Source organism: Nitrosococcus oceani ATCC 19707 (assembly GCF_000012805.1).
GTDB lineage: Bacteria > Pseudomonadota > Gammaproteobacteria > Nitrosococcales > Nitrosococcaceae > Nitrosococcus > Nitrosococcus oceani.
This window is the reverse complement of the sequence record NC_007484.1, coordinates 2,915,878-2,937,940: the sequence shown is the minus strand read 5'-3', so window position 1 is coordinate 2,937,940 and position 22,063 is coordinate 2,915,878. Positions and strand designations below refer to the sequence as shown.

Genomic DNA, 22,063 nt, shown 5'->3' with positions numbered 1-22,063 from the left:
TTTACTTCAAGGAGGCGTTATTTTTGGCGGCTTCAACTTTTATTAAAGCAATTTCCATCTTCCATCCGGTTGTTGGCAGGCTGTTCCATAGAGCCGTTCACTCTTGCCATCAATAGTAACCGTCTGCTGGAATTCTCGGCAATAATTGCCAGAGGAGGAAACGCCATCCCGCACCGGTGTGACTGAACCTCGGTGCCCACTACGTGGGTTATTCCAGGTAATCGTTTCCCCAATGGGAGCGTAGGAGGCATGCTCCATAGCTTGACGGGCTTTCATTCGGTCAACTTCATCCATGGTGCGACCAATCTTGCTACCAACCAGGGCACCCAATAGGGTGCCCGCGGCAGTAGCCGCTAATTGTCCACTTCCTGAACCAAACTGCGCTCCTAAAAGACCTCCGCCTGCGGCACCAAGGGCCGTGCCAATCGTCTCTTTTCCTCCTGTATTCCCTATATTACCGGCACAGCCTCCAAAGAACATGCTGAAGGCGATCACGACGGCGAGGGGTCTAATTTCCATAGCTTCATCTCATTTAAATTTGCGTGGTTTTTACATGATTGTGTTTTGAGGGGCCAACGTTAGAGGTTGCTATCGATAAAAGCTGAGAGCTGCGATTTTGATAGGGCGCCAACCTTCGTCGCTTCTACGTTTCCGTTTTTGAACAACATTAAGGTTGGGATGCCGCGGATTCCGTAACGCGGTGGGGTTGAAGGATTCTCGTCAATATTAAGTTTGCAAATTTTGAGTTTGCCTTGGTAGTCATTCGCAATCTCTTCCAAGATAGGTGCTACCGTTTTGCACGGTCCGCACCATTCAGCCCAATAGTCTACCAGGGCGGGCTGTTCCGATTTAAGCACTTCTTCCTCGAAGGTGGCGTCGGTTACTGTTACCGGTATGATGCGATCAGTCATTATAGATGCTCCAATTATTTGGTTTAAATTGCCTACGTTTTTATAGATTATAATTTTTACTTTAAGATTTTTATATAAAGTTTAATTATCCTTAGCATTATTTATTATAGATGTTTTCGATATACTGAAGAACATTGATATAATAACCCATAATGAAGTAATTGTTATAAGTACGATTTCAGCGTAATTTACGCTTGTTTTCAAGTCGTGAGCTTAAAGGAGAAGCTTCTTGGTGTTCAAAATCAATGACTAATCCCGATTTTTCTGAAATCTCATTTGACAGCTTAAATTTGGCGGAGGCATTGATACAAGGGATTCAAAAGGCGGGTTTTGCTATTTGCACACCGATCCAAGCATTGGCCTTGCCATTGCTGCTAGCCGGAGAGGATGTGGCGGGGCAGGCTCAAACAGGTACCGGTAAAACAGCTTCCTTTCTGCTAGCGACAATGCAATGTTTATTGAGAGAGCCTAGCGCCGGAGCAGGCCAACAGCCTCGGGGGCTGATCGTAGCTCCAACTCGTGAACTAGCCCTTCAGGTAAGCAAAGATGCTCAATTTCTTGGACAGTATACCAACTTGAAATGTGTTGCCGTTCATGGTGGTGCTAATTACCGGAAACAACGCCACCTCCTGGAGCAGGGTTGCGATATTCTGATTGGTACGCCAGGGCGGCTTATTGATTATTACCAACAGAGAATAATCGGTTTTAAAAAAATTCAGGTGGTGGTTTTAGACGAGGCCGATCGGATGTTCGATTTGGGCTTTATACGGGACATCCGCTATATTTTACGCCGTCTCCCCCCACCCGACAAACGCCTTGGAATGCTATTTTCGGCCACCCTTTCCTTACGGGTGATGGAATTGGCCTATGAATATATGAATAATCCTCAGCTGCTGCGGATCGAGCCACAGAAGGTAACCGTCGATAAAATTACGGAAAGGGTTTATTTTCCCGCTAACGAAGAAAAAATTTCCCTACTGCTTGCCCTTTTCAAACGCCTAGTGCCTCGGCATGCGATTGTATTTACGAATACTAAACATGTTGCGGAAAAGGTGTGGGGTTACCTGGAAGGTAATGGTTTCAAAGCTGCTCTGCTTTCTAGTGATGTTCCCCAGGGTAAACGCCAACGTTTACTCGCGGCATTCCAAGATAGAATTTATCCTATTCTAGTCGCCACGGATGTTGCAGCGCGAGGTCTTCATATCTCTACGGTGACCCATGTCTTTAATTATGATTTACCCCAAGATCCAGAAGATTACGTACATCGCATAGGTCGTACTGCCCGGGCTGGAGCTAGCGGTTTGGCAGTGAGCTTTGCTTGCGAGGATTACGCTTTTTCCCTGCCTGATATCGAGGAATATATTGGTCATAAGGTCGTTCCTTTTTCAGTAGAAGAAGAGGAACTGCTAGTGCCTGAACAGCGGGTATTTGTGTCTCATAAAGACAAGAAAAAGTCGCATAGGAGAGCGCCTCACCCTCGCCAAAAAAAGAAGTCTTTTCAGAAGAAGGAGACATATTCAGGTGGCAAAAATCATACGTAGTTGCTGGTGTCCATACCCCAGGATTTTATAACGCCTGGTTTGGCGAGAAGGGGAAAATCACCCGTTAAGCCAGAGGCCCGGCGCATGATCAGACACTTGATGGGGGTTGCCGCATTAGTGGTGATGAGACCAAAATTACGAATTAGCCGCGTTGGAAATTGAGTATCACCAAAAAGACGTTTAAATCCATCCATAACCAATTGGGTGGCAAGATTATCCCCTTTCCGCCACCGCTCAAAGCGCCGCAATACAGCTAAACTACCTAGGTCTTTTTTACGCCTTTGGGCAGCAATCAGTACTTCTGCTAGGGTGGCGGCATCTAGTAACCCTAAGTTAGCGCCCTGTCCAGCTAGGGGATGAATCGTATGGGCGGCATCCCCAACAAGGGCTAGGCGAGGTTGAATATAGGTCTCCGCATGCCGTAGCCGCAGGGGGAAAGCGGCGCGTGGGCCAAGCGCTTCAATCGCGCCTAGGCGGTACTCGAAAGCGGCAGCTAGCGCCGTGGTAAATTCCTGATCCTCCAAAGCTAGTAAGCGAGTAGCTTCTTCTGGCGTCGTGCTCCAGACAATAGAGCAATAATAGGGGTTATCTAGCGGCAAAAAAGCGAGAGGCCCATGGGGAAGGAAGCATTGCCACGCAGTTTCCTGATGTGGTTTTTCCGTCTGCACCGTGGCGACTAACCCTTTTTGCTGATAATCCCAACCCCGGTTGCTAATACCCGCCCATTGCCTTACCCGAGAATTAGTGCCATCTGCGCCGATGAGCACGCGCGCACCTAAACGTTGGCCTTCCGCTAGCTGCAAATAAATTTTCTGCTCATGCTGGATGATTCCACATGCTTGGACAGGGGTATAAAGATCAATATTATTTAAATTCTGGCATTGCTTTAGAAGAGCGTTTTGGATTACCTGATTCTCAATAATGTGCCCTAAATGAGGTTCTCCTATTTCGGCACTGTCAAAATGGATTTCCCCGCTCCCAGTACCATCCCACACGTGCATTTCCCGAAAGGGGCTGATGCGTTGTGCTGCCATTCCTTGCCAAGCATCCAGATTTTTAAAAATATTCTCGGAAGCGCGGCTAATAGCCCTAACCCGAAGGTCATAAGTACCCTGAAGGACATCCCCGAGATCAGGTGGATTTGACTCTACCAAGGCAATTCTGAGCTTGGGAGATTGCCCTAGCGCTAATGCTAAACAGGAACCTATTAGGCCAGCACCGACGATCAGAACATCATAGGGAGGAAAAGATGAGGTCATAGCAGGCTTAATCCCCGGGATAATCGTGGTTGCCGTCCTGCTAGCCCCGTGGCCTGCCGCATGAGTCGTCGCTTGAGGGGGGGAAGTAAATCTAAGGCAGTTAGACCCAGGCCTCGCGCCAAGCTAAGTCCGGCGTAATCGTTGGAAAACAGGCGCACAAGAATATCGGTCGATCTGGCGATTAGGTGTTGATCCCACTGGCGCCATTGGGCATAAGCCGTTAAGGTTTCTGGTGCCCCTAGGTCATGGCCAGCTTTATGGGCATCGGCGAGCGTTTGCGCCAAGGCGGCGATATCTCGGAGTCCTAAATTAAACCCTTGGCCAGCAACGGGATGGAGGTTATGGGCGGCATTACCGATGAGTACAGCGCGGTGTGCGAGTTGCTGTTGCGAGCGGAGTAATTGGAGAGGATAGATATGACGTTTCCCAATCCGGGTAAAATGGCCGAGGCGTTGCCCAAAACGTTGCTGCAAATGGGCAAGAAAGGTTTCATCGTCTACCGCAGCGAGGTAGGGAACCTGCGTATTTTTCACCGTCCAAACCAGATTGGATCGTTTTTCACCTAGAGGCAATAGCGCTAAAGGGCCAGTATTGGTAAAGCGCTCGAAAGCCGTGTATTCATGAGGACGTTCGGTTGCTACATTGGCAATAATGGCTGTTTGGCCATAGTCTTTTCTCTGGACTGGAATTTGTAGTAATTGCCGTACCAAGGAAGATCCCCCATCGGCAGCAATTAGCAAACGGGTGGAGAGGGTACGGATGCGGCCTTGGGAAACGATTTGTATTTGGATTTGAGCCGGCTCGCTGTTGATATTGATGACTCTGGCAGGAGAAAGAAGCTCAACTTGGGAAAAATTTTTAAGCCCTTGGTAGATGGTTTGACCAAGCGCTCGTGCTTCTACCACGTAACCCAATGCGGGCAGGGAAGCCTGAGCGGCTTCTAGGCGCGTCACCCCAAAATGGCCCCGGTCGGATATATGGATATGGCGGATGGGGGTGGTTTTAGGAGCAATAGCGGGCCAGCAGCCTATACCCTCAAAGATTTGCCGGGAGCCAAAGGCCAAGGCAATGGCCCGGGAGTCGAAGCTAGGCTGCTCGTGAGTGGCTGGGGGGACAGCTTCGATAATACCAATACGCAAGGGTTGGCGCGCCAAGGCCAGGGCCAAGCCACTGCCGATAAGACCACCACCGGCGATAAGCAGGTCATAGTCGGGGGGCACCGTCATGACGCGGACGCTCCTCTCTGGGAGGAAGCCATCAAGGCTTCAATTTCGTCTACCGTTTTAGGGACATCTGCACTCAGAAGTTCGCAACCCTCTTTGGTAACGAGCACATCATCCTCAATCCTAACCCCGATATTCCACCATTTTTTAGCGACTCCCTGACTATCGGCGGGGATATACACTCCTGGTTCTACCGTTAGCGTCATGCCAGGCTCAAAAGCCCGCCATTCGCCATCGACTTTATAATCCCCTACATCATGAACGTCCATGCCAAGCCAGTGCCCCGTGCGGTGCATATAAAAGCGGCGATAATGCTCCTTTTTTAGTAGTGTGCTCACCCGCCCTTTGAGCAGGCCAAGAGCTGCTAGGCCCTCGGTGAGCACCCGGACAGCTGCTTCATGGGGCTGATTCCAATGATTGCCTGGTTGGACCTCGGCAATAGCGGCAAGCTGCGCTTCTAGGACGAGTTCGTAAATAGCTCTTTGGGCCGAGGAAAAGCGACCGCTCACTGGAAATGTGCGGGTAATATCCGCAGCATAATAGTCATACTCAGCGCCGGCATCGACCAAAAGCAGATCGCCTTTTTTTAAGCGGGCATTATTATCTGTATAGTGGAGAATACAAGCATTGCCGCCGCTGCCCACAATGGAAGGGTAAGCGGGGGCGCGGCAGCCGTGGCTAAAAAAATGGTGAAGGTACTCCGCTTCTATTTGGTATTCCATTATGCCAGGATGGCAGTTTTCCATAGCCCGGATGTGGGCTTTAGCAGAGATCCGGGCTGCCTCCCGCATGGTTCTAATTTCTTGCGCGCTTTTAATCAGGCGCATTTCATGAAGTAGATGATCAAGGGCAATAAACTCCCCTGGCGGTCGTTTGCCAGCGCGGGATGCCCGCCGGATATGGTTAACCCACCCTATCATCCGTTGATCGAAGGCAGGATAGTAACCCATGGCGTAGTAGACCCGGGCCTTGTCCTCTAGGAGGCCAGGCAAGATATCGTCGATATCGGTAATAGGAAAGGAATCGTCAGCGCCATAATTCTTGCAGGCGCCTTGAGTGCCAGCACGACGGCCTTCCCAAATCTCTTTCTCCGGATCTTGCTCCCGGCAGAACAGGAGATATTCACCGTGCTTGCGTCCAGGAGCGAAGACCGCCACTGCTTCGGGCTCGGGAAAGCCCGTCAAATAGTAGAAATCACTATCGGCGCGAAAGGGAAACATCACATCTCGGTTCCGGGGATAAATACTTGCTGTGGGAAGGATAGCTATGCTGCCTTCTCCCATCATTTGCAATAAGTGTTTGCGGCGGCGTGCGAATTCCTTGGCTTCCATGGCTAACTAAGGTGGCTTATGCCTTAATATAAAATTTAAAGGGAGGGGCCGCTATCAGCGGGGTGAAGACTTTCATACAATAGCAATAGTCCCATGCGGAGGTATTCGACAATCTCATTATAGGCTGCTTCATCTTCCTGGGAGTCATTGCTAGGAAAATGTACCATTTTTGCAATCTTTGCGGCATCTTTGAGGAATTCCTGGGTATCGCCGTCTAGGACAGTTTCTTTTCTTAGGCCGCCAATACCTAAACCATATAGGAGTCCTCGCGACCAACTGGCAAGGGCCTCAGTTCGCTGATTAAGGGATTGTTCATCATCAGGGAGCAAAAGGCGAATATCTAAATCGGGGCTATTAATTTGCTGCTCGGTGAATTCAAATAGCGCTTCCAGCTTTTTTTTATCGTTGTTACTGGCTTGGGGTGCAATTTCTTCGGCCCAAGTTTTAGCGGTTTGGTTTTTTCTGGCGCAAAGAAATCCGCACAAAGACCCATGAATCTCGGGAAGATCTGCATAGGAGTCAAGATTACGGAGAGCCTCCAAAAGCTTTGAATAAATGTCAGCCATTATTTTAATGTTAAAATAATTATTTTATCCTAACATTAATGGCAGTTTTAAGGTACCTTTGTGCCTCGTTCGGTTGCCGCCGTTGACCCACTTCTGTTGCCGCTCTATATTGGGTAAAAATCAAGAGGCTACCGAGTATGGTAGAGAATATGGTTAAGCAATTAGAGCGGCGAATTGAGGAACTCATCGATCTATGTAATCACCTTAGGGAAGAAAACCAGCTTCTGCGGGAGCAGAACGCGGATCTCATTTCTGAAAGGGCAAAACTGATTGAGCAAACCGAACTTGCACGAAGCCGGGTCGAGGGGATGATCACACGCCTCAAATCTATGGAGCAGGCATCATGAATGATGAAGCCCAGCCAGTAGTCTTGCATATATTGGGTAAAGAATATCGGGTGGTTTGCCCATCTGGCGAGGAAGAAGCACTGTTAACAGCGGCCCGCTATCTGAATAAGAAGATGGAGGAGATCAAGGCTGGCGGTAAAATTATCGGGGTAGAACGGGTAGCTGTGATGAGTGCTTTGAACATTGCCCATGAGTTGCTGCGAGAACAGAGTAAGAAGGAGGGAGAGCGGGAGCTAAATAAGCGAATCCAAACGCTTCGGCATAAGGTTGAAGCAGTGTTGGAAGAATGCCGTCAAGTGGATCCGTAAATCCAGGTGGCTGGTTTTTATTACCAATTAGGGTACAATAAAGATCCCTGCGGTGTGCGCCAGTGGATTGTATTCCTTGAGCCTATATTTAAGCGCTAGGGGAGCAGGATTCGATGAGGTCAATGAGCATATCCGCCGAGTAGCGGAGAGCCTACGACATCACGCGGAGCTCCCACTTGAACTGTTCGGTTCAAGAGCGATGTTCACAGCGGCATCGCGGGGTTTTTAATGTCCATTTCCCGCCTCAATTGTGCAATAATCGGCGCTGATTTCGGGCGTACCTTACGCCAAATGAAAAACGCTTCCGCAGCTTGTTCTACTAGCATTCCTAATCCATCTAGTGACCGTGCCGCCCCGTGAGTTTGGCCCCATTTCATGAAAATGGTGGGTTCATTGCCATACATCATATCGTAAACCCAGCCACCAGAACGCAATATCCCTCTGGGAAGGGGCGGGAGTTCGCCTTGAAGGCTACTAGCGGTAGCATTAATAATGAGATGGAAAGAATTATTTTCAAGTAGTTCATAGCCGCCGCCGGTAATTGCCCCAAACGGGCTAAATCGAGCTGCTAGCTCAATAGCTTTGGCCGGAGTGCGGTTAACGATAATAAGGTGGGAAGGGTGTTCTTTCAGTAATGCTTCTATAACGCCAGAAGCTGCGCCGCCAGCCCCAAGCAGCAGAACTTGCTGCCCGGTAATGCGGCCTCCGTGGTTATTAATAAGATCCCGTACCAATCCTACGCCATCGGTATTATCACCTAGGAGTGCTCCGTTCTTTTCTAAGAGAATGGTATTTACCGCCTTGGCCCGCTGCGCTTGAGGGCTGCATTGATCTACCAACCTCCAGGCTTCAGCTTTCAAGGGAATGGTAATATTTAATCCTTTACCCTCTTGCTGCTGGAATGCAGTGATGGCTTCTGCTAGCTTGCCAGCTTCTACCTGGAGCCCCGTATAGGTGAGTGCTTGGCCTGTTTGCTGAGCAAAAGCGGTATGAATTTGAGGTGATTTGCTATGAGCAATAGGATTGCCCATGACGGCGTAACGGTCTGGCATGCTGTTGGTTTCTCCTACTGCTCGTTTAGCCAGCGGGCCGCGTCTTTGGCAAAGTAGGTCAAGATGGCATCGGCCCCGGCCCGTTTCATGGCAAGCAGAGATTCCATCGTAACAGTTTGCCGATCCAGCCAGCCGTTCTGGGCAGCGGCAGTCAGCATGGCATATTCGCCGCTGACCTGATACACAAAGGTAGGAACCCCAAAGGTTGTCTTGACCCGCTGGACAATATCCAGATAGGGCAATCCTGGCTTGACCATGACCATATCCGCGCCCTCTTCTAGATCTAAAGCCACTTCTTGCAGAGCTTCATCGCCATTAGCTGGGTCCATTTGGTAGCTGTATTTGTTGCCGCCGCCAAGGTTATCCGCTGACCCGACTGCATCCCGGAAAGGTCCGTAAAAACTAGAAGCATATTTTGCTGAATAGGCAAGAATCCGGGTATTAGTGTGTCCGGCACTTTCTAGGGCCTGGCGAATAGCACCAATACGGCCGTCCATCATATCGGAAGGAGCAACAATATCAGCGCCAGCTTCTGCGTGGGAAAGGGCCTGCTTTACTAACACTTCAACGGTTTCATCGTTCTTTACATAACCATTGGCATCTATTAGGCCGTCCTGACCATGGCTGGTAAAGGGGTCTAGGGCAACATCAGTGATCACACCTAATTCAGGGAAATGTTGTTTTAAAGTCCGTACTGCCTGTTGCGCGAGGCCATCTGGATTATAGGCTTCATGGGCGTTGTCCGATTTTTGGGCAGGCGGTGTCACTGGAAATAGGGCAATGGCAGGGATGCCAAGCGCAATAAGCTCTTTAGCTTCATCCAGTAAATTATCGATGGTGAGCCGCTCAATGCCCGGCATGGAGGAGACCGTCTCGCGACGGCCTTGGCCATTGAGAATAAATACTGGATAAATAAGATCGTTGCAGCTTATACGATGTTCCTGCATTAGCCGCCGGGAGAAGTCGTCACACCGCATACGGCGGGGACGGGTGCGGGGAAAAGATCTGCTATTCCAAAGGTGTGTCGACAAGTCTACAATTCCTCTATTAGAGCTACATGAAAAATAAATCATCCCATAGGAAACCACCACTGTCATGTTCCATACTTATTCATAGACAGTCTAAGGGTTAATAAAGTAAAATTCGCCTTTAGGGAAGCCTTAAAAATCAGCAGTTTTAGTTTTTGACTATTTCCGTTTTTTATCCTTGTTGGAGGTTTATTTGCGCCCTGAAGCCCTACTTGCCCTCGAAGATGGTAGTGTATTTCGAGGTACCGCTATTGGCTGCCACGGGCAGACAGTAGGCGAAGTCGTATTTAATACTGCTATGACGGGATACCAAGAAATTCTGACGGATCCCTCCTATTGCCAGCAGATTGTTACTTTGACCTATCCTCACGTTGGAAATGTAGGCACTAACAGTGAAGATCAGGAATCGGATCGAGTTTATGCCAGTGGCCTGGCTATTCGTGATTATTCCTTTGCTGTTAGTAATTGGCGGGCGCGAGAACCCCTAGATGCTTTTTTAGCTAGGCATCAGGTGGTGGCTATTGCCGATATTGATACCCGCAGGCTTACCCGCCGCTTGCGCCAGCACGGTGCGCTCAATGGCTGCATCATGGCCGGTGGGGGCCTTGATGAGGCGGAGGCGCTAGCACAGGCGCGGGCGTTTCCAGGTCTCAAGGGTATGGATCTTGCTCAAGTGGTGACTACGGATGCTTCCTATGGTTGGTCCGAGGGAAGCTGGCGCTTGGAGCAAAAAGCCTTTGCTGCTGGTGAAAAGGTTAAAGAGCGGTTTCATGTCGTAGTCTATGATTTTGGTGTTAAACGTAATATTTTACGGATGCTGGTGGATCGGGGATGCCGGGTCACAGTGGTGCCCGCCAGGACTTCCGCCAAGGAAGCACTGAATTTGTCTCCGGATGGAATAGTGCTTTCTAATGGCCCTGGCGATCCGGATCCCTGCGGTTACGCCATTACGGCGATTCAGGAGTTTTTGGCTCGGCCCATACCGTTATTTGGTATCTGTCTGGGCCATCAATTACTTGCCCTCGCTAGTGGGGCCACAACGGTAAAGATGAAATTTGGTCACCATGGCGCCAACCATCCGGTACAGGATCTGGCAACTGGGGAAGTACTTATCACCAGTCAAAATCATGGTTTTGCGGTTAATGAAAAAACTTTACCCCCGTGCCTAAAACCTACCCATCGTTCTCTGTTCGACGGTACCTTGCAAGGTATCCAGGATAGGGATAAGCTAGTCCTTGGTTTTCAGGGACATCCTGAGGCCAGCCCTGGCCCGCGTGATATAGCCCCATTATTTGACCGTTTTATTACTCTGATGCAAAAAGCCCATACCCAGCAATAGGCACCTAGTGCGGCCGTTGGTGCAGTGTATGAGGGTTTGCCTAAGGTAGATAGCGGCCTGCTGAGAATAAATGACCCATGCCGAAACGGAACGATATTAATAGCATAGTTATTCTCGGTGCCGGACCTATTGTGATTGGTCAGGCCTGTGAGTTTGACTATTCCGGTGCCCAAGCTTGCAAGTCTCTCAAAGAGGAAGGCTATCGGGTGATTCTGGTGAATTCTAATCCAGCAACCATCATGACTGATCCAGAACTAGCCGATGCTACTTACATTGAGCCGATTACCTGGAAAACGGTGGCCAAAATCATTGAAAAGGAGCGCCCCGATGCATTATTACCCACCATGGGCGGGCAAACGGCTTTAAACTGCGCACTGGATTTGGCTCGCGAAGGAATTCTGGAACGTTATGACGTGGAAATGATAGGAGCGAACCAGGAAGCCATTAATAAAGCCGAAGACCGGGATCTCTTTCGCCAGGCGATGCAGAAAATCGGCTTAGATATGCCCCGTTCGGCGATTGCCCATAGCCTAGAAGAAGCGCAGCAGGCTCAGAGAGATTTAGGATTCCCGATTGTTATTCGGCCGTCGTTTACTTTGGGGGGCTCGGGGGGAGGGATTGCCTATAACCGGGAAGAATTCGTGGAAATCTGTGAGCGAGGTCTAGATCTCAGCCCCAATTCAGAGCTGCTCATCGATGAGTCTGTGCTTGGTTGGAAGGAATTTGAGATGGAGGTGGTGCGGGATAGTAAGGATAACTGCATCATTATTTGCACTATTGAAAATTTAGATCCGATGGGCGTGCATACGGGGGATTCCATTACCGTGGCGCCTGCTCAAACCCTTACGGATAAGGAATACCAGGTGATGCGCGATGCCGCCCTTGCAGTATTGCGCGAGATTGGGGTGGATACGGGTGGCTCCAACGTGCAGTTCGCCGTTGATCCGGAGAATGGGCGGTTAATCATTATCGAAATGAACCCCCGGGTCTCCCGTTCTTCAGCCTTAGCTTCTAAAGCCACGGGTTTTCCCATTGCGAAGGTGGCCGCAAAACTAGCCGTTGGCTATACGCTGGATGAGCTTCAGAATGAAATTACTGGTGGTCTGACTCCGGCTTCCTTCGAGCCTAGTATTGATTATGTGGTTACGAAGATACCCCGTTTTACCTTCGAAAAATTCCCCCGAGCGGATGCCCGCTTGACCACGCAGATGAAGTCAGTAGGTGAAGTGATGGCTATTGGCCGGAACTTTCAAGAGTCCCTACAGAAGGCGCTCCGCAGCTTAGAGACGGGTACAGATGGTTTCAATGAAAAAGTGGATCTGGCAGCGGAAGACGTTGTGGAAACCTTACGGTACCAGCTACGGGTACCCTCCGCGGACAGGATCTATTATCTTGCGGATGCTTTCCGGGCTGGGTTTTCCATGGCGGAAATTTATGACTTAAGTCATATTGATCCCTGGTTCTTGACTCAGATTCAAGACTTAGTTGAAGTTGAGCAAGGATTGCGGGGTACTTCCCTGGAGCAAGTGGAAAAAGATCGACTCTATCGTTTAAAGCGCCAGGGTTTTTCAGATCGTAGGTTGGCCGTTCTCCTTGGAGCTGGGGAAGAGGAGGTACGGCGGCGGCGGCATACGCTTGGTATCCGCCCCGTTTATAAGCGAGTGGATACTTGCGGGGCTGAATTTGCTACCACCACAGCTTATCTTTACTCCACCTACGATGAGGAGTGCGAGGCGGTCCCTAGTCAGCGTAATAAGATCATGGTACTTGGAGGTGGACCCAACCGCATTGGTCAGGGGATTGAATTTGATTACTGTTGCGTGCATGCCGCGTTGGCATTACGGGAAGATGGTTATGAGACCATCATGGTCAATTGCAACCCGGAGACGGTTTCCACCGACTATGATACTTCCGACCGGCTCTACTTCGAGCCTTTGACTCTAGAAGATGTTCTGGAGATTATTTCCTTGGAGCAGCCCCAAGGGGTTATCGTTCAATACGGCGGCCAAACGCCCCTCAAGCTAGCGCGTGCTTTGGAGGCGGCAGGGGCGCCGATTATCGGTACCTCCCCGGACTCTATCGATTTGGCCGAGGATCGGGAACGGTTTCAATGGCTCATTGAGAAACTTGGGCTTAAGCAGCCTCCTAACCGTACTGCTCGCACCCAGGAAGAGGCTATCCGCTTAGCCGCTGAAATTGGCTACCCTTTGGTGGTCAGGCCCTCCTATGTACTTGGGGGGCGCGCCATGGAAATCGTTTACAATGCGGACGAACTCGCCAGGTACATGAAAGAGGCGGTGAGTGTTTCTAACGATTCTCCGGTGCTACTGGACCGGTTTTTAGATGAAGCGACAGAGGTGGATGTCGATGCGATCTGTGATGGAGAGCAGGTCATGGTCGGTGGTATCATGGAGCATATTGAACAGGCCGGTGTCCATTCTGGCGACTCGGCATGCGCTTTACCGCCTTTTAGTTTGAGCGCCGCGGTGCAGAACCGGCTGCGGGAGCAAGTGTATAATATGGCTCGTGAGCTTAAGGTGGTGGGTTTAATGAATACCCAGTTCGCTATCCAGGCAAACGAGATCTATATACTTGAGGTTAATCCTCGCGCTTCCCGGACCGTGCCCTTTGTTTCCAAAACGATTGGTATTCCCCTTGCCAAGGTTGCCGCCCGCTGCATGATGGGACAGAGCTTAGCGAAACAAGGGATGATAGAGGAAATAATACCTCATTACTTTGCGGTAAAAGAAGCAGTTTTCCCCTTTATCAAATTTTCCGGCGTTGATCCTATCTTGGGGCCGGAAATGAAATCAACGGGGGAGGTGATGGGGACTGGACGCTGTTTTGGAGAGGCTTTCTACAAGGCGCTTTTAGGGGCCGGAGTGGTATTGCCCCAAAAAGGCAAAGTTTTTATTAGTGTTCGAGATGCCGATAAGCAGCGGATCGTTCCTGTTGCGCAGGAACTCTCTAGGCTGGGTTTTGAGCTTTTAGCTACACGGGGGACTAGCACGGTATTAGATCAGGAGGGGGTTGCTTGTATCCAGATTAATAAGGTGCTCGAAGGTCAGCCCCATATCGTGGACATGATAAAAAATGACGAAATTGCGCTTATCATTAATACCACGGAAGGCCGTAAGGCGGTTTCCGATTCTTATACCATTCGTCGTTCAGCTTTACAGCATAAAGTGACCTATACTACCACCGTGGCTGGCGCGTGGGCCACGTGTGAAGCCCTGCGTGCAGAAACCACCGATTCGGTCTATCGATTACAAGATTTACAGCGGGAGGCGCGAAAATGAATAAAGTACCCTTGACGGAGAAAGGGGCGCAGCAATTGCGTGAAGAGTTGCAGGAGCTTAAGACCGTAGTTAGGCCGAAAGTAGTGACGGCTATTGCTGAAGCTCGCGCCCATGGTGATCTTAAAGAAAATGCAGAATACCATGCTGCCCGGGAAGAGCAGGGGTTTGTTGAGGGGCGTATCAGGGATCTGGAGCACCAGCTCGCCCATGCCCAGATAATTGATGTGAGCAAACTCCAGAAAGATGGCCGGGTAGTGTTTGGCGTGACCGTTGACTTGGTCAATATAGAAACTGACGAGGAGGCGAGCTATCAAATCGTTGGTGATCTGGAAGCAAACATTAAAGAGAATAAAATCTCTATAAACTCTCCTATTGCCCGCGCCCTTATTGGAAAAAGGGAGGGAGATGAAATCCAGGTGCAAGCACCTAGTGGAATCATACTTTATGAGATTGCCGCCATAGGCTATCAATAGGCGAATAAAAATAATGATTCCACCTAGTATATATTAGAGATTGGGGCGACATTCATTTAACTCTCCATAAATTTATGGCGAAACGCAAGAGTCATAGCGCTCGCTGGTTACGGGAACATTTCCGTGATTCCTATGTCATACAAGCTAAGGCGCAAGGGTATCGATCCCGGGCCGTTTTTAAGCTCCAGGAGATAGATACACGGGAGCGCTTGCTAGGCCCAGGTAGGGTAGTTATTGATCTCGGTGCGGCTCCAGGAGGCTGGTCCCAGTGGGCTGCCGAACGGGTCGGAGAGCGGGGTCGGGTGATTGCGATGGATATTCTTCCCATGCTTTCATGTCCTGGCGTACAGTTTATCCAGGGAGATTTTCGTGAGGATAATGTTCTAGCTGAGCTACAGAATACCCTCGCAGGCTGTGTGGTAGATCTTGTAATGTCGGATATGGCTCCTAATATGAGCGGTATGGCGGCAGTAGATCAACCCCGTGCTATCTACCTTGGGGAGTTAGCGCTAGCCTTTGCCCAAGAAAGTTTAGGGCCAGAAGGCTCGTTTTTACTTAAAACCTTCCAGGGTGAGGGGTTCGATGCACTTTATGAAGTAATACGCCAGGATTTTTCTCGAGTGCGGATTCATAAGCCGCCGGCCTCACGAGGACGTAGTCGCGAGGTCTATATCGTCGCCAGGCGATCACGGAAGGACAACGGCGGGGGATGAGATTGGTAGTCGCAGGGACTTGCAAGTGCTACCAGTACAGGAACCTAAGGTACGAGGCATAAAAGATTGAGCGACATGGCAAAAAATATTATTTTGTGGGTAGTGATTGCCCTAGTACTGATGTCGGTTTTTAACAGCTTCGACACGCGTCAGGTAAGCGGCCATCATATCGATTACTCTCGATTCATCGCCGATGTTAAAAGTGGGCAAGTGAATAAAGTGGTGATCGACGGGCGTCACATCAGTGGTGAAACAAGCGAAGGGAAACACTTTACAACCTATAGTCCAGGTAATGATCCAGGTTTGATCGGCGATCTCTTGGGTAATGGTGTTGTTATTGAAGCCAAGCCAGAAGAGGGAACAGGGCTTTTGATGCAGGTTTTTATCTCTTGGTTCCCTATGTTATTGCTCATTGCAGTATGGATTTTTTTCATGCGGCAGATGCAGGGCGGAGCTGGAGGCCGTGGAGCAATGTCGTTTGGTAAAAGCCGTGCTCGCATGCTGAGCGAAGAGCAGGTGAAAGTTACCTTTAGTGATGTTGCTGGATGTGACGAAGCAAAGGAAGAAGTTCAGGAATTGGTAGAGTTCTTGCGCGAGCCCGGTCGTTTTCAAAAATTAGGAGGTAAAATTCCTCGGGGCGTGCTTATGGTAGGACCGCCAGGAACAGGAAAAACCTTATTGGCAAGGGCGATTGCTGGCGAAGCCAAAGTCCCCTTCTTCACCATTTCCGGCTCTGATTTTGTGGAAATGTTTGTGGGCGTGGGCGCCTCGCGAGTGCGAGATATGTTTGAGAACGCCAAAAAGCACGCGCCTTGCATTATTTTCATCGACGAAATTGATGCCGTTGGGCGTCAGCGCGGTGCCGGCCTTGGAGGCGGCCATGATGAGCGGGAGCAAACCCTCAATCAAATGCTGGTGGAGATGGATGGGTTTGAAGGCAACGAAGGCGTTATTGTTATTGCTGCGACCAACCGCCCTGATGTGCTGGATCCGGCTCTGTTGCGGCCAGGACGCTTTGATCGGCAGGTTGTGGTTTCTCTCCCAGATATCCGAGGGCGAGCGCAAATCCTTAAAGTTCACCTTCGTAAGGTCCCAGTCGCGGAAGATGTGGAGCCGGCCCTCATTGCACGAGGTACCCCGGGTTTCTCTGGCGCCGATCTTGCTAACTTGGTCAATGAGGCCGCTCTGTTTGCCGCTCGTGGCAGCAAGCGCTTGGTCGATATGCAAGACTTGGAGCAAGCCAAGGATAAAATCCTGATGGGTGTCGAACGGCGTTCAGCAGTGATGAGTGAGGACGACAAGAGGCTCACTGCTTATCATGAAGCTGGGCACGCTATCATTGGCCGTTTGGTACCCTCGCACGATCCAGTTTACAAGGTAAGCATTATCCCTCGGGGCCGAGCGCTAGGCGTTACTATGTTCTTGCCGGAAGAAGATCGCTACAGCCTGAGCAAGCTACAGATAGAGAGTCAGATTTCCAGCCTCTTTGGCGGGCGCTTAGCTGAAGAATTGATCTTTGGCGTGGAGTACGTAACTACGGGAGCTTCTAATGATATCCAGCGTGCTACCGAGTTAGCCCGTAATATGGTGACTAAATGGGGACTTTCGGAAAAGCTGGGCCCACTGGCCTATGGCGAAGAGGAAGGCGAAGTGTTTCTGGGACATTCTGTGACCCAGCATAAGGGTATTGCGGATACGACGGCTTCAGAAATTGATACCGAAATACGGGCTATTATTGACCGCAATTACCTGCGGGCAAAACAGCTCTTAGAGGAGAATATGGACAAATTGCACGTTATGTCCGATGCTCTAATGAAATATGAAACCATTGATAAGGAACAAATTGATGACATTATGGCTGGTAAAGAACCACGACCACCTAAAGTAAGCGGGTCTGATGTGGAACCGCCCAGTGGGAGTGATGCAGTGCCACCTAAAGGGAAGGAAGAACAGCCTGTAGGGGGGGGATCTATCCCTGCTAGCCAGCATTAATTTAATTGGAGAGTAAGCGAGCAGTGCTCAGCGTGTAAGTGAGAACCTCACGCTGAGCGCTTTTTTATTTTCCAGTTTTAAAGGCTGAAGCTGATGGCGCATTGCGCATCTCCCCTGTCACGATATCTTGACTGTGGGGGTAAGGTTCTCAACCTTAATCGTCCCCAAGTTATGGGGGTTCTCAACATCACCCCTGACTCTTTTTCCGACGGCGGTAAATATCTGATTTTAGAGCAAGCCCTTCAGCGTGCGCACCAGATGATACAAGAGGGGGCGGCTATCATCGATGTGGGTGGTGAATCAACCCGCCCTGGTGCGGCCCCCGTCTCTGTAGAAGAAGAATTGCACCGGGTTATTCCTGTCATCAAGGCTCTTAGCCGAGAAATTTCTATCCCTCTTTCTATTGATACTAGTAAACCCGAAATAATGCGTGCTGCGGTTGCAGCGGGGGCCGGTTTTATTAATGATATTAACGCGCTTCGGCAGGAGGGCGCGTTAGCAGCGGCTCGTGAGCTGGGAGTACCCATTTGTTTAATGCATATGCGGGGCAAGCCCCAGACCATGCAGCAAAATCCTGCTTATGATGATGTAGTGGAGGAAGTGCGGGGATTTTTGTTAGATCGGATAATTGCCTGTGAACGGGGTGGCATTCCTAGGGAACGGCTACTTGTTGATCCTGGCTTTGGTTTTGGCAAGAAATCTGTCCATAACCTATTGTTACTTAAGTACCTCCACCGTATTTGTGAGCTTGGTCTTCCCGTGTTGGTAGGGCTTTCGCGTAAGTCTCTTATTGGTACAATGCTACAATTACCGGTAGGAGAGCGCCTCTATGGTAGTTTAGCTCTGGCTACCTTAGCTGCTTGGCAAGGCGCTACCATGGTGCGGACCCATGATGTTCAAGCGACGATGCAAGTACTAGCTCTTTGCGATAGCGCCCAAAAGGCAGAAGAATAAGACAAGTCACGAATAATGGAAAAAAAATATTTTGGTACGGATGGGATACGTGGCAAGGTGGGGGAACGTCCCATTACTCCAGACTTTATCCTCCATTTAGGGTGGGCGGTTGGAAGGGTGTTGGCTCAAGGGCGTCAAAGCAAGGTTCTGATTGGTAAAGATACGCGGATTTCAGGTTATATGTTTGAATCGGCGCTCCAGGCAGGGCTTTCAGCAGCGGGTGTGGATATTCGCTTGTTGGGACCTATGCCGACCCCAGCGATCGCCTATCTTACCCGGACCCTCCATGCTAAAGCTGGAATTGTCATTAGCGCCTCTCATAATCCTTATTATGATAACGGGATTAAGTTTTTCTCGAGTGCTGGCACCAAGTTGCCTGATGAGATTGAAGTTGCTATTGAAGCGGAACTTGAAAAGCCCATGCAAACCGCCACTTCTTCTCGCCTTGGTAAGGCAGAACGAGTGGTGGATGCTGCTGGCCGTTATATCGAGTTTTGCAAGAGTACCGGACCAGCAAGCGTCGATCTTTCAGAGCTGCGATTAGTGCTGGACTGTGCCCATGGTGCGACTTATCAGGTGGCACCCGAAGTATTTGCCGAAATGGGAGCAGACATTACGGTTATTGGCGCCTCTCCCAACGGTTTAAATATTAATGAGAATTGTGGTTCAACTGCCCTTGAGTCTCTCCAGCACAAAGTGCTCGAATGTAAGGCGGATGTGGGTATTGCTTTGGATGGAGATGGGGACCGAGTCATTATGATTGATCAGAGAGGAGAGATCGTAGATGGGGATGATATACTTTACATCATTGCTCGGGCACGCCAGCGAACCAGCAAATTAACGGGGGCGGTAGTTGGTACCTTGATGAGCAACCTAGGGTTAGAAAAAGCATTGGCTACTTTAGGTATCCCCCTAATGCGATCCCAAGTGGGAGATCGCTATGTATTAGAGATGTTGCAATGCAATGGCTATTCTCTAGGAGGAGAGTCTTCAGGGCATATTATCTGTCTTGATCGAACGACTACGGGAGATGGTATTGTTTCAGCTCTGCAGGTCCTGGTGGAAATGGTTGCTACGGGTCATTCTCTCTATGAGCTTAAATCTGGGGTAGTTAAATATCCCCAATGTCTCATCAATGTTCAGGTAGCACGGTCTATTAATCTTCACGATAACAACGCCATTATTAACGCTATGCAAGAAGCTGAAAATCAACTGGGAGACGAAGGGCGAGTTCTATTGCGGCCATCGGGAACCGAGCCAGTGGTGCGGGTGATGGTTGAGGGTAGGGATATCTCGCAGGTAAACTCTTTAGCGCAGCAGCTTGCTCAAGAAGTAGCTTTCCATCTAGGCAACCCCCAAATTTGTCCTTAATAAGGATAGAAGGTTTATTATGGTGAAATTGCTTTTTGCGACTATCTACAGTAGACTAGCGGGCCTTTTCAAATCAAGCCGTACGATGAGGTCCTAGGTGCGTACACCCCTAGTTGTTGGTAACTGGAAGATGAATGGTTCGCGGGCCGCCAACCGCGCTTTGTTAGAATCCATGCGCAAAGAAATGGAGGCTGGAGTAACTGCGGAGGTGGCGGTTTGCCCGCCTTTTGTATATCTTGCTGACATGGAATCTTTGTTACAGGGATCGGTTATTAATTGGGGCGCTCAAAATTTATCTCACCATGAAGTGGGAGCGTATACTGGAGAAATCGCCCCTTCCATGCTAGCTGATCTAGGCTGCCGTTTTGTCATTGTAGGCCACTCCGAACGGCGTACCCTCTATGGAGAAACGGATAGTCTCGTGGCTGAAAAGGCTATTGTTGCCCAGAAGGTAAATATTATTCCTATCATTTGTGTTGGTGAAACTCTGCAAGAGCGCGAGCAAAATATTACTGAACAAGTTGTAAAGCGCCAGCTAAATGCCGTTTTAGAGCTTGCTGGCGTTAACGCCTTAGAGAAAGCTGTTATTGCCTATGAACCGATATGGGCCATTGGTACTGGCCGTACTGCGACTCCCGAACAAGCCCAGGAGGTGCATGCTCTCATACGAAGTCATGTGGCAATTCAGAATTCCGGTATAGCAGAGGAATTGCTCATTCTCTATGGTGGCAGCGTCAAGGGAAACAATGCGGCGGAATTATTAGCGATGCCGGATATCGATGGTGGTTTAATTGGCGGGGCCTCCCTGGATGCCAAAGAATTCTTGACAATCTGCCAAGCGGCGGGCTAAGCGAAATTATGCATAGTGTACTATTGGTTCTTCATATTGTGGTCGCCGTAGCGTTAGTCGGCTTAGTGCTCATTCAGCATGGTAAAGGGGCTGATGCGGGCGCTGCTTTCGGTAGCGGTGCATCGGCAACTGTATTCGGAGCACGTGGCTCGGGGAGTTTTCTTACCCGGGCTAGTGCTATACTGGCAGCAACATTTTTCATCACCAGCTTATCATTGGCCTATTTTTCTGTGCGAAAGCCCCAGGAAACGAGTGTTACCCAAACCGTGGAGCCAAGGGTTGTCGCTGATGAAAATATGGTGATTCCTTCTTTGCCTAAAGAAGAGGATGAAGAGGGGGCGGCTAAAAAACTTCTTGAAGATGATCAAGGAAAGGGGGGGGAGGAGTCCTCTGAGTCTCTAGCAGCACCCTCCGAAATTCCAGCATTGCCATCTGAGGCGTCGCCTGAGCAATAATACAAAGATTGTTATGCATCGCCGATGTGGTGGAATTGGTAGACACGCTGTCTTGAGGGGGCAGTGGGGAAACCCGTGCCGGTTCGACTCCGGCCATCGGCACCAGAATTCTGATGGTGGGTACGGTTCTGAATAGCCTTTGGAGGCAGAACCGATTAAATAATCTTTAAAAGCGCCGCGGTAGAAGAGCGCTCCACACAGTCTGCTGAATATGCTTGAAAATTATATTCCTGTTTTAGTGTTCATCATCGTTAGTCTGCTACTAGGCGGCGTTATGATGGTTCTAGGCTTTGGTTTAGCACCATATCGCCCCGACCGCGAGAAAACCTCTCCTTATGAATGTGGGTTTGAGGCATTCGAAGATGCGCGCATGAAATTTGATGTTCGTTACTACTTAGTAGCGATTCTATTCATTATTTTTGATCTTGAAATTGCTTTTCTTTTTCCATGGGCTGTAGTTCTAGATGATATTGGCCTATTTGGCTTTTTCTCCATGGTTGTCTTTTTAGCCATCTTAGTTGTCGGTTTTGTCTATGAATGGAAAAAAGGAGCTTTAGAATGGGAATAGAGGGCGTACTGGAGCGCGGCGTCGTCACGACTACCGCTGATAAGCTCATTAATTGGGCGAGAACGGGCTCTCTTTGGCCGATGACTTTTGGTCTTGCTTGCTGTGCTGTTGAGATGATGCATGCAGGAGCTTCCCGCTATGACATGGATCGCTTCGGTGTTATTTTTCGTCCTAGTCCACGCCAATCTGATGTGATGATTGTGGCTGGTACCCTAGTGAATAAAATGGCGCCTGCCCTGCGTAAGGTTTATGACCAAATGTCAGAGCCGCGTTGGGTAATTTCCATGGGTTCTTGTGCCAATGGTGGGGGTTATTACCATTACTCCTATTCTGTCGTTCGTGGTTGCGATCGTATCGTGCCAGTTGATATTTATGTTCCTGGTTGTCCTCCGACCGCAGAAGCTTTGCTCTACGGTATTATTCAGCTACAGAATAAGATAAAACGCAATTATACCATTGCCCGATAGAGATCAGATTAGGAGC

At 49.6% G+C, this 22,063-nt stretch carries 21 protein-coding genes, 1 tRNA gene, 1 other RNA gene and 1 pseudogene; 16 read left to right on the top strand and 8 right to left on the bottom strand.

Annotation, left to right across the window (positions count from 1 at the left end; all coding sequences use genetic code 11):
• Positions 1-42 precede the first annotated feature (42 nt).
• Both NOC_RS13750 and trxA read right to left on the bottom strand, forming a co-directional pair.
• Positions 43-519, bottom strand: a complete 477-nt coding sequence (locus tag NOC_RS13750) for an RT0821/Lpp0805 family surface protein (protein ID WP_004269133.1) — start codon at positions 517-519, stop codon at positions 43-45.
• Between the two features lie 59 nt (positions 520-578).
• Entirely contained in the window at positions 579-911 is a 333-nt protein-coding gene (gene trxA, locus NOC_RS13745; RefSeq protein WP_004269169.1) for a thioredoxin TrxA, read from the bottom strand.
• Positions 912-1,156: 245 nt separating this feature from the next.
• Here trxA and NOC_RS13740 point away from each other — a divergent pair, with 245 nt between their 5' ends.
• A complete protein-coding gene (locus NOC_RS13740; RefSeq protein WP_004269165.1) occupies positions 1,157-2,452 on the top strand; it encodes a DEAD/DEAH box helicase in 1,296 nt (431 codons plus the stop codon).
• On the opposite strand, the gene NOC_RS13735 is transcribed toward NOC_RS13740, so the two are convergent.
• Genes NOC_RS13735 through NOC_RS13720 form a run of 4 tightly spaced genes read right to left on the bottom strand, consistent with a single transcriptional unit; the run spans position 2,443 to position 6,831 of the window.
• A complete protein-coding gene (locus NOC_RS13735; protein WP_004269199.1) occupies positions 2,443-3,711 on the bottom strand; it encodes a UbiH/UbiF/VisC/COQ6 family ubiquinone biosynthesis hydroxylase in 1,269 nt (422 codons plus the stop codon). The genes NOC_RS13740 and NOC_RS13735 overlap by 10 nt on opposite strands.
• The gene (gene ubiH / locus NOC_RS13730; protein WP_004269167.1) at positions 3,708-4,937 is read right to left on the bottom strand and encodes a 2-octaprenyl-6-methoxyphenyl hydroxylase; all 1,230 of its coding nucleotides are present in this window, start codon (positions 4,935-4,937) and stop codon (positions 3,708-3,710) included. Before ubiH ends, NOC_RS13735 begins: the two co-directional genes overlap by 4 nt.
• The gene (gene pepP / locus NOC_RS13725) at positions 4,934-6,265 is read right to left on the bottom strand and encodes a Xaa-Pro aminopeptidase (RefSeq protein WP_004269115.1); all 1,332 of its coding nucleotides are present in this window, start codon (positions 6,263-6,265) and stop codon (positions 4,934-4,936) included. The genes ubiH and pepP overlap by 4 nt, the downstream gene beginning before the upstream one ends.
• Before the next feature lie 35 nt (positions 6,266-6,300).
• Positions 6,301-6,831, bottom strand: a complete 531-nt coding sequence (locus tag NOC_RS13720; RefSeq protein ID WP_011331009.1) for a UPF0149 family protein — start codon at positions 6,829-6,831, stop codon at positions 6,301-6,303.
• A 137-nt stretch (positions 6,832-6,968) separates the two neighbouring features.
• Between NOC_RS13720 and NOC_RS13715 the strand changes: the two genes are divergently transcribed.
• The 3 genes from NOC_RS13715 (at position 6,969) to ssrS (ending at position 7,713) form a co-directional block, all read left to right on the top strand.
• Complete coding sequence (locus tag NOC_RS13715) at positions 6,969-7,178, top strand: TIGR02449 family protein (protein WP_011331008.1); 210 nt, start codon at positions 6,969-6,971, stop codon at positions 7,176-7,178.
• A complete protein-coding gene (locus NOC_RS13710) occupies positions 7,175-7,486 on the top strand; it encodes a cell division protein ZapA (protein ID WP_004269143.1) in 312 nt (103 codons plus the stop codon). The genes NOC_RS13715 and NOC_RS13710 overlap by 4 nt, the downstream gene beginning before the upstream one ends.
• Positions 7,487-7,527: 41 nt before the next feature.
• A non-coding RNA gene (ssrS, locus tag NOC_RS17010) (6S RNA) lies at positions 7,528-7,713 on the top strand.
• A 15-nt stretch (positions 7,714-7,728) separates the two neighbouring features.
• Here ssrS and aroE read toward each other — a convergent pair.
• Positions 7,729-8,538, bottom strand: a pseudogene (aroE, locus tag NOC_RS13705) (shikimate dehydrogenase); the annotation flags it as partial.
• A 14-nt stretch (positions 8,539-8,552) separates the two neighbouring features.
• Complete coding sequence (hemB, locus tag NOC_RS13700) at positions 8,553-9,611, bottom strand: porphobilinogen synthase (RefSeq protein WP_011331006.1); 1,059 nt, start codon at positions 9,609-9,611, stop codon at positions 8,553-8,555.
• 148 nt (positions 9,612-9,759) lie between these two features.
• Here hemB and carA point away from each other — a divergent pair, with 148 nt between their 5' ends.
• The 12 genes from carA to NOC_RS13640 all read left to right on the top strand — a co-directional run bounded on the left by carA (position 9,760) and on the right by NOC_RS13640 (position 22,047).
• Entirely contained in the window at positions 9,760-10,905 is a 1,146-nt protein-coding gene (carA, locus tag NOC_RS13695) for a glutamine-hydrolyzing carbamoyl-phosphate synthase small subunit (protein ID WP_011331005.1), read from the top strand.
• Between the two features lie 77 nt (positions 10,906-10,982).
• The gene (carB, locus tag NOC_RS13690; protein WP_004269191.1) at positions 10,983-14,204 is read left to right on the top strand and encodes a carbamoyl-phosphate synthase large subunit; all 3,222 of its coding nucleotides are present in this window, start codon (positions 10,983-10,985) and stop codon (positions 14,202-14,204) included.
• Positions 14,201-14,677, top strand: a complete 477-nt coding sequence (gene greA / locus NOC_RS13685; protein WP_004269155.1) for a transcription elongation factor GreA — start codon at positions 14,201-14,203, stop codon at positions 14,675-14,677. The genes carB and greA overlap by 4 nt, the downstream gene beginning before the upstream one ends.
• Positions 14,678-14,751: 74 nt before the next feature.
• Entirely contained in the window at positions 14,752-15,390 is a 639-nt protein-coding gene (gene rlmE, locus NOC_RS13680; protein WP_004164033.1) for a 23S rRNA (uridine(2552)-2'-O)-methyltransferase RlmE, read from the top strand.
• Between the two features lie 75 nt (positions 15,391-15,465).
• Complete coding sequence (gene ftsH, locus NOC_RS13675) at positions 15,466-17,382, top strand: ATP-dependent zinc metalloprotease FtsH (protein ID WP_004269145.1); 1,917 nt, start codon at positions 15,466-15,468, stop codon at positions 17,380-17,382.
• Between the two features lie 93 nt (positions 17,383-17,475).
• Entirely contained in the window at positions 17,476-18,336 is an 861-nt protein-coding gene (gene folP / locus NOC_RS13670) for a dihydropteroate synthase (RefSeq protein ID WP_011331003.1), read from the top strand.
• A gap of 15 nt (positions 18,337-18,351) precedes the next feature.
• The gene (glmM, locus tag NOC_RS13665) at positions 18,352-19,707 is read left to right on the top strand and encodes a phosphoglucosamine mutase (protein WP_004269168.1); all 1,356 of its coding nucleotides are present in this window, start codon (positions 18,352-18,354) and stop codon (positions 19,705-19,707) included.
• Between the two features lie 97 nt (positions 19,708-19,804).
• The gene (gene tpiA / locus NOC_RS13660) at positions 19,805-20,557 is read left to right on the top strand and encodes a triose-phosphate isomerase (protein ID WP_011331002.1); all 753 of its coding nucleotides are present in this window, start codon (positions 19,805-19,807) and stop codon (positions 20,555-20,557) included.
• A gap of 8 nt (positions 20,558-20,565) precedes the next feature.
• Complete coding sequence (gene secG / locus NOC_RS13655; RefSeq protein WP_004164017.1) at positions 20,566-21,012, top strand: preprotein translocase subunit SecG; 447 nt, start codon at positions 20,566-20,568, stop codon at positions 21,010-21,012.
• 20 nt (positions 21,013-21,032) lie between these two features.
• Positions 21,033-21,117, top strand: a tRNA-Leu gene (locus NOC_RS13650).
• 106 nt (positions 21,118-21,223) lie between these two features.
• Positions 21,224-21,580, top strand: coding sequence for an NADH-quinone oxidoreductase subunit A (locus NOC_RS13645; RefSeq protein ID WP_004269111.1), 357 nt, complete (start codon positions 21,224-21,226; stop codon positions 21,578-21,580).
• A complete protein-coding gene (locus NOC_RS13640) occupies positions 21,571-22,047 on the top strand; it encodes a NuoB/complex I 20 kDa subunit family protein (protein ID WP_004269195.1) in 477 nt (158 codons plus the stop codon). The genes NOC_RS13645 and NOC_RS13640 overlap by 10 nt, the downstream gene beginning before the upstream one ends.
• The last annotated feature ends 16 nt before the right edge of the window (positions 22,048-22,063 follow it).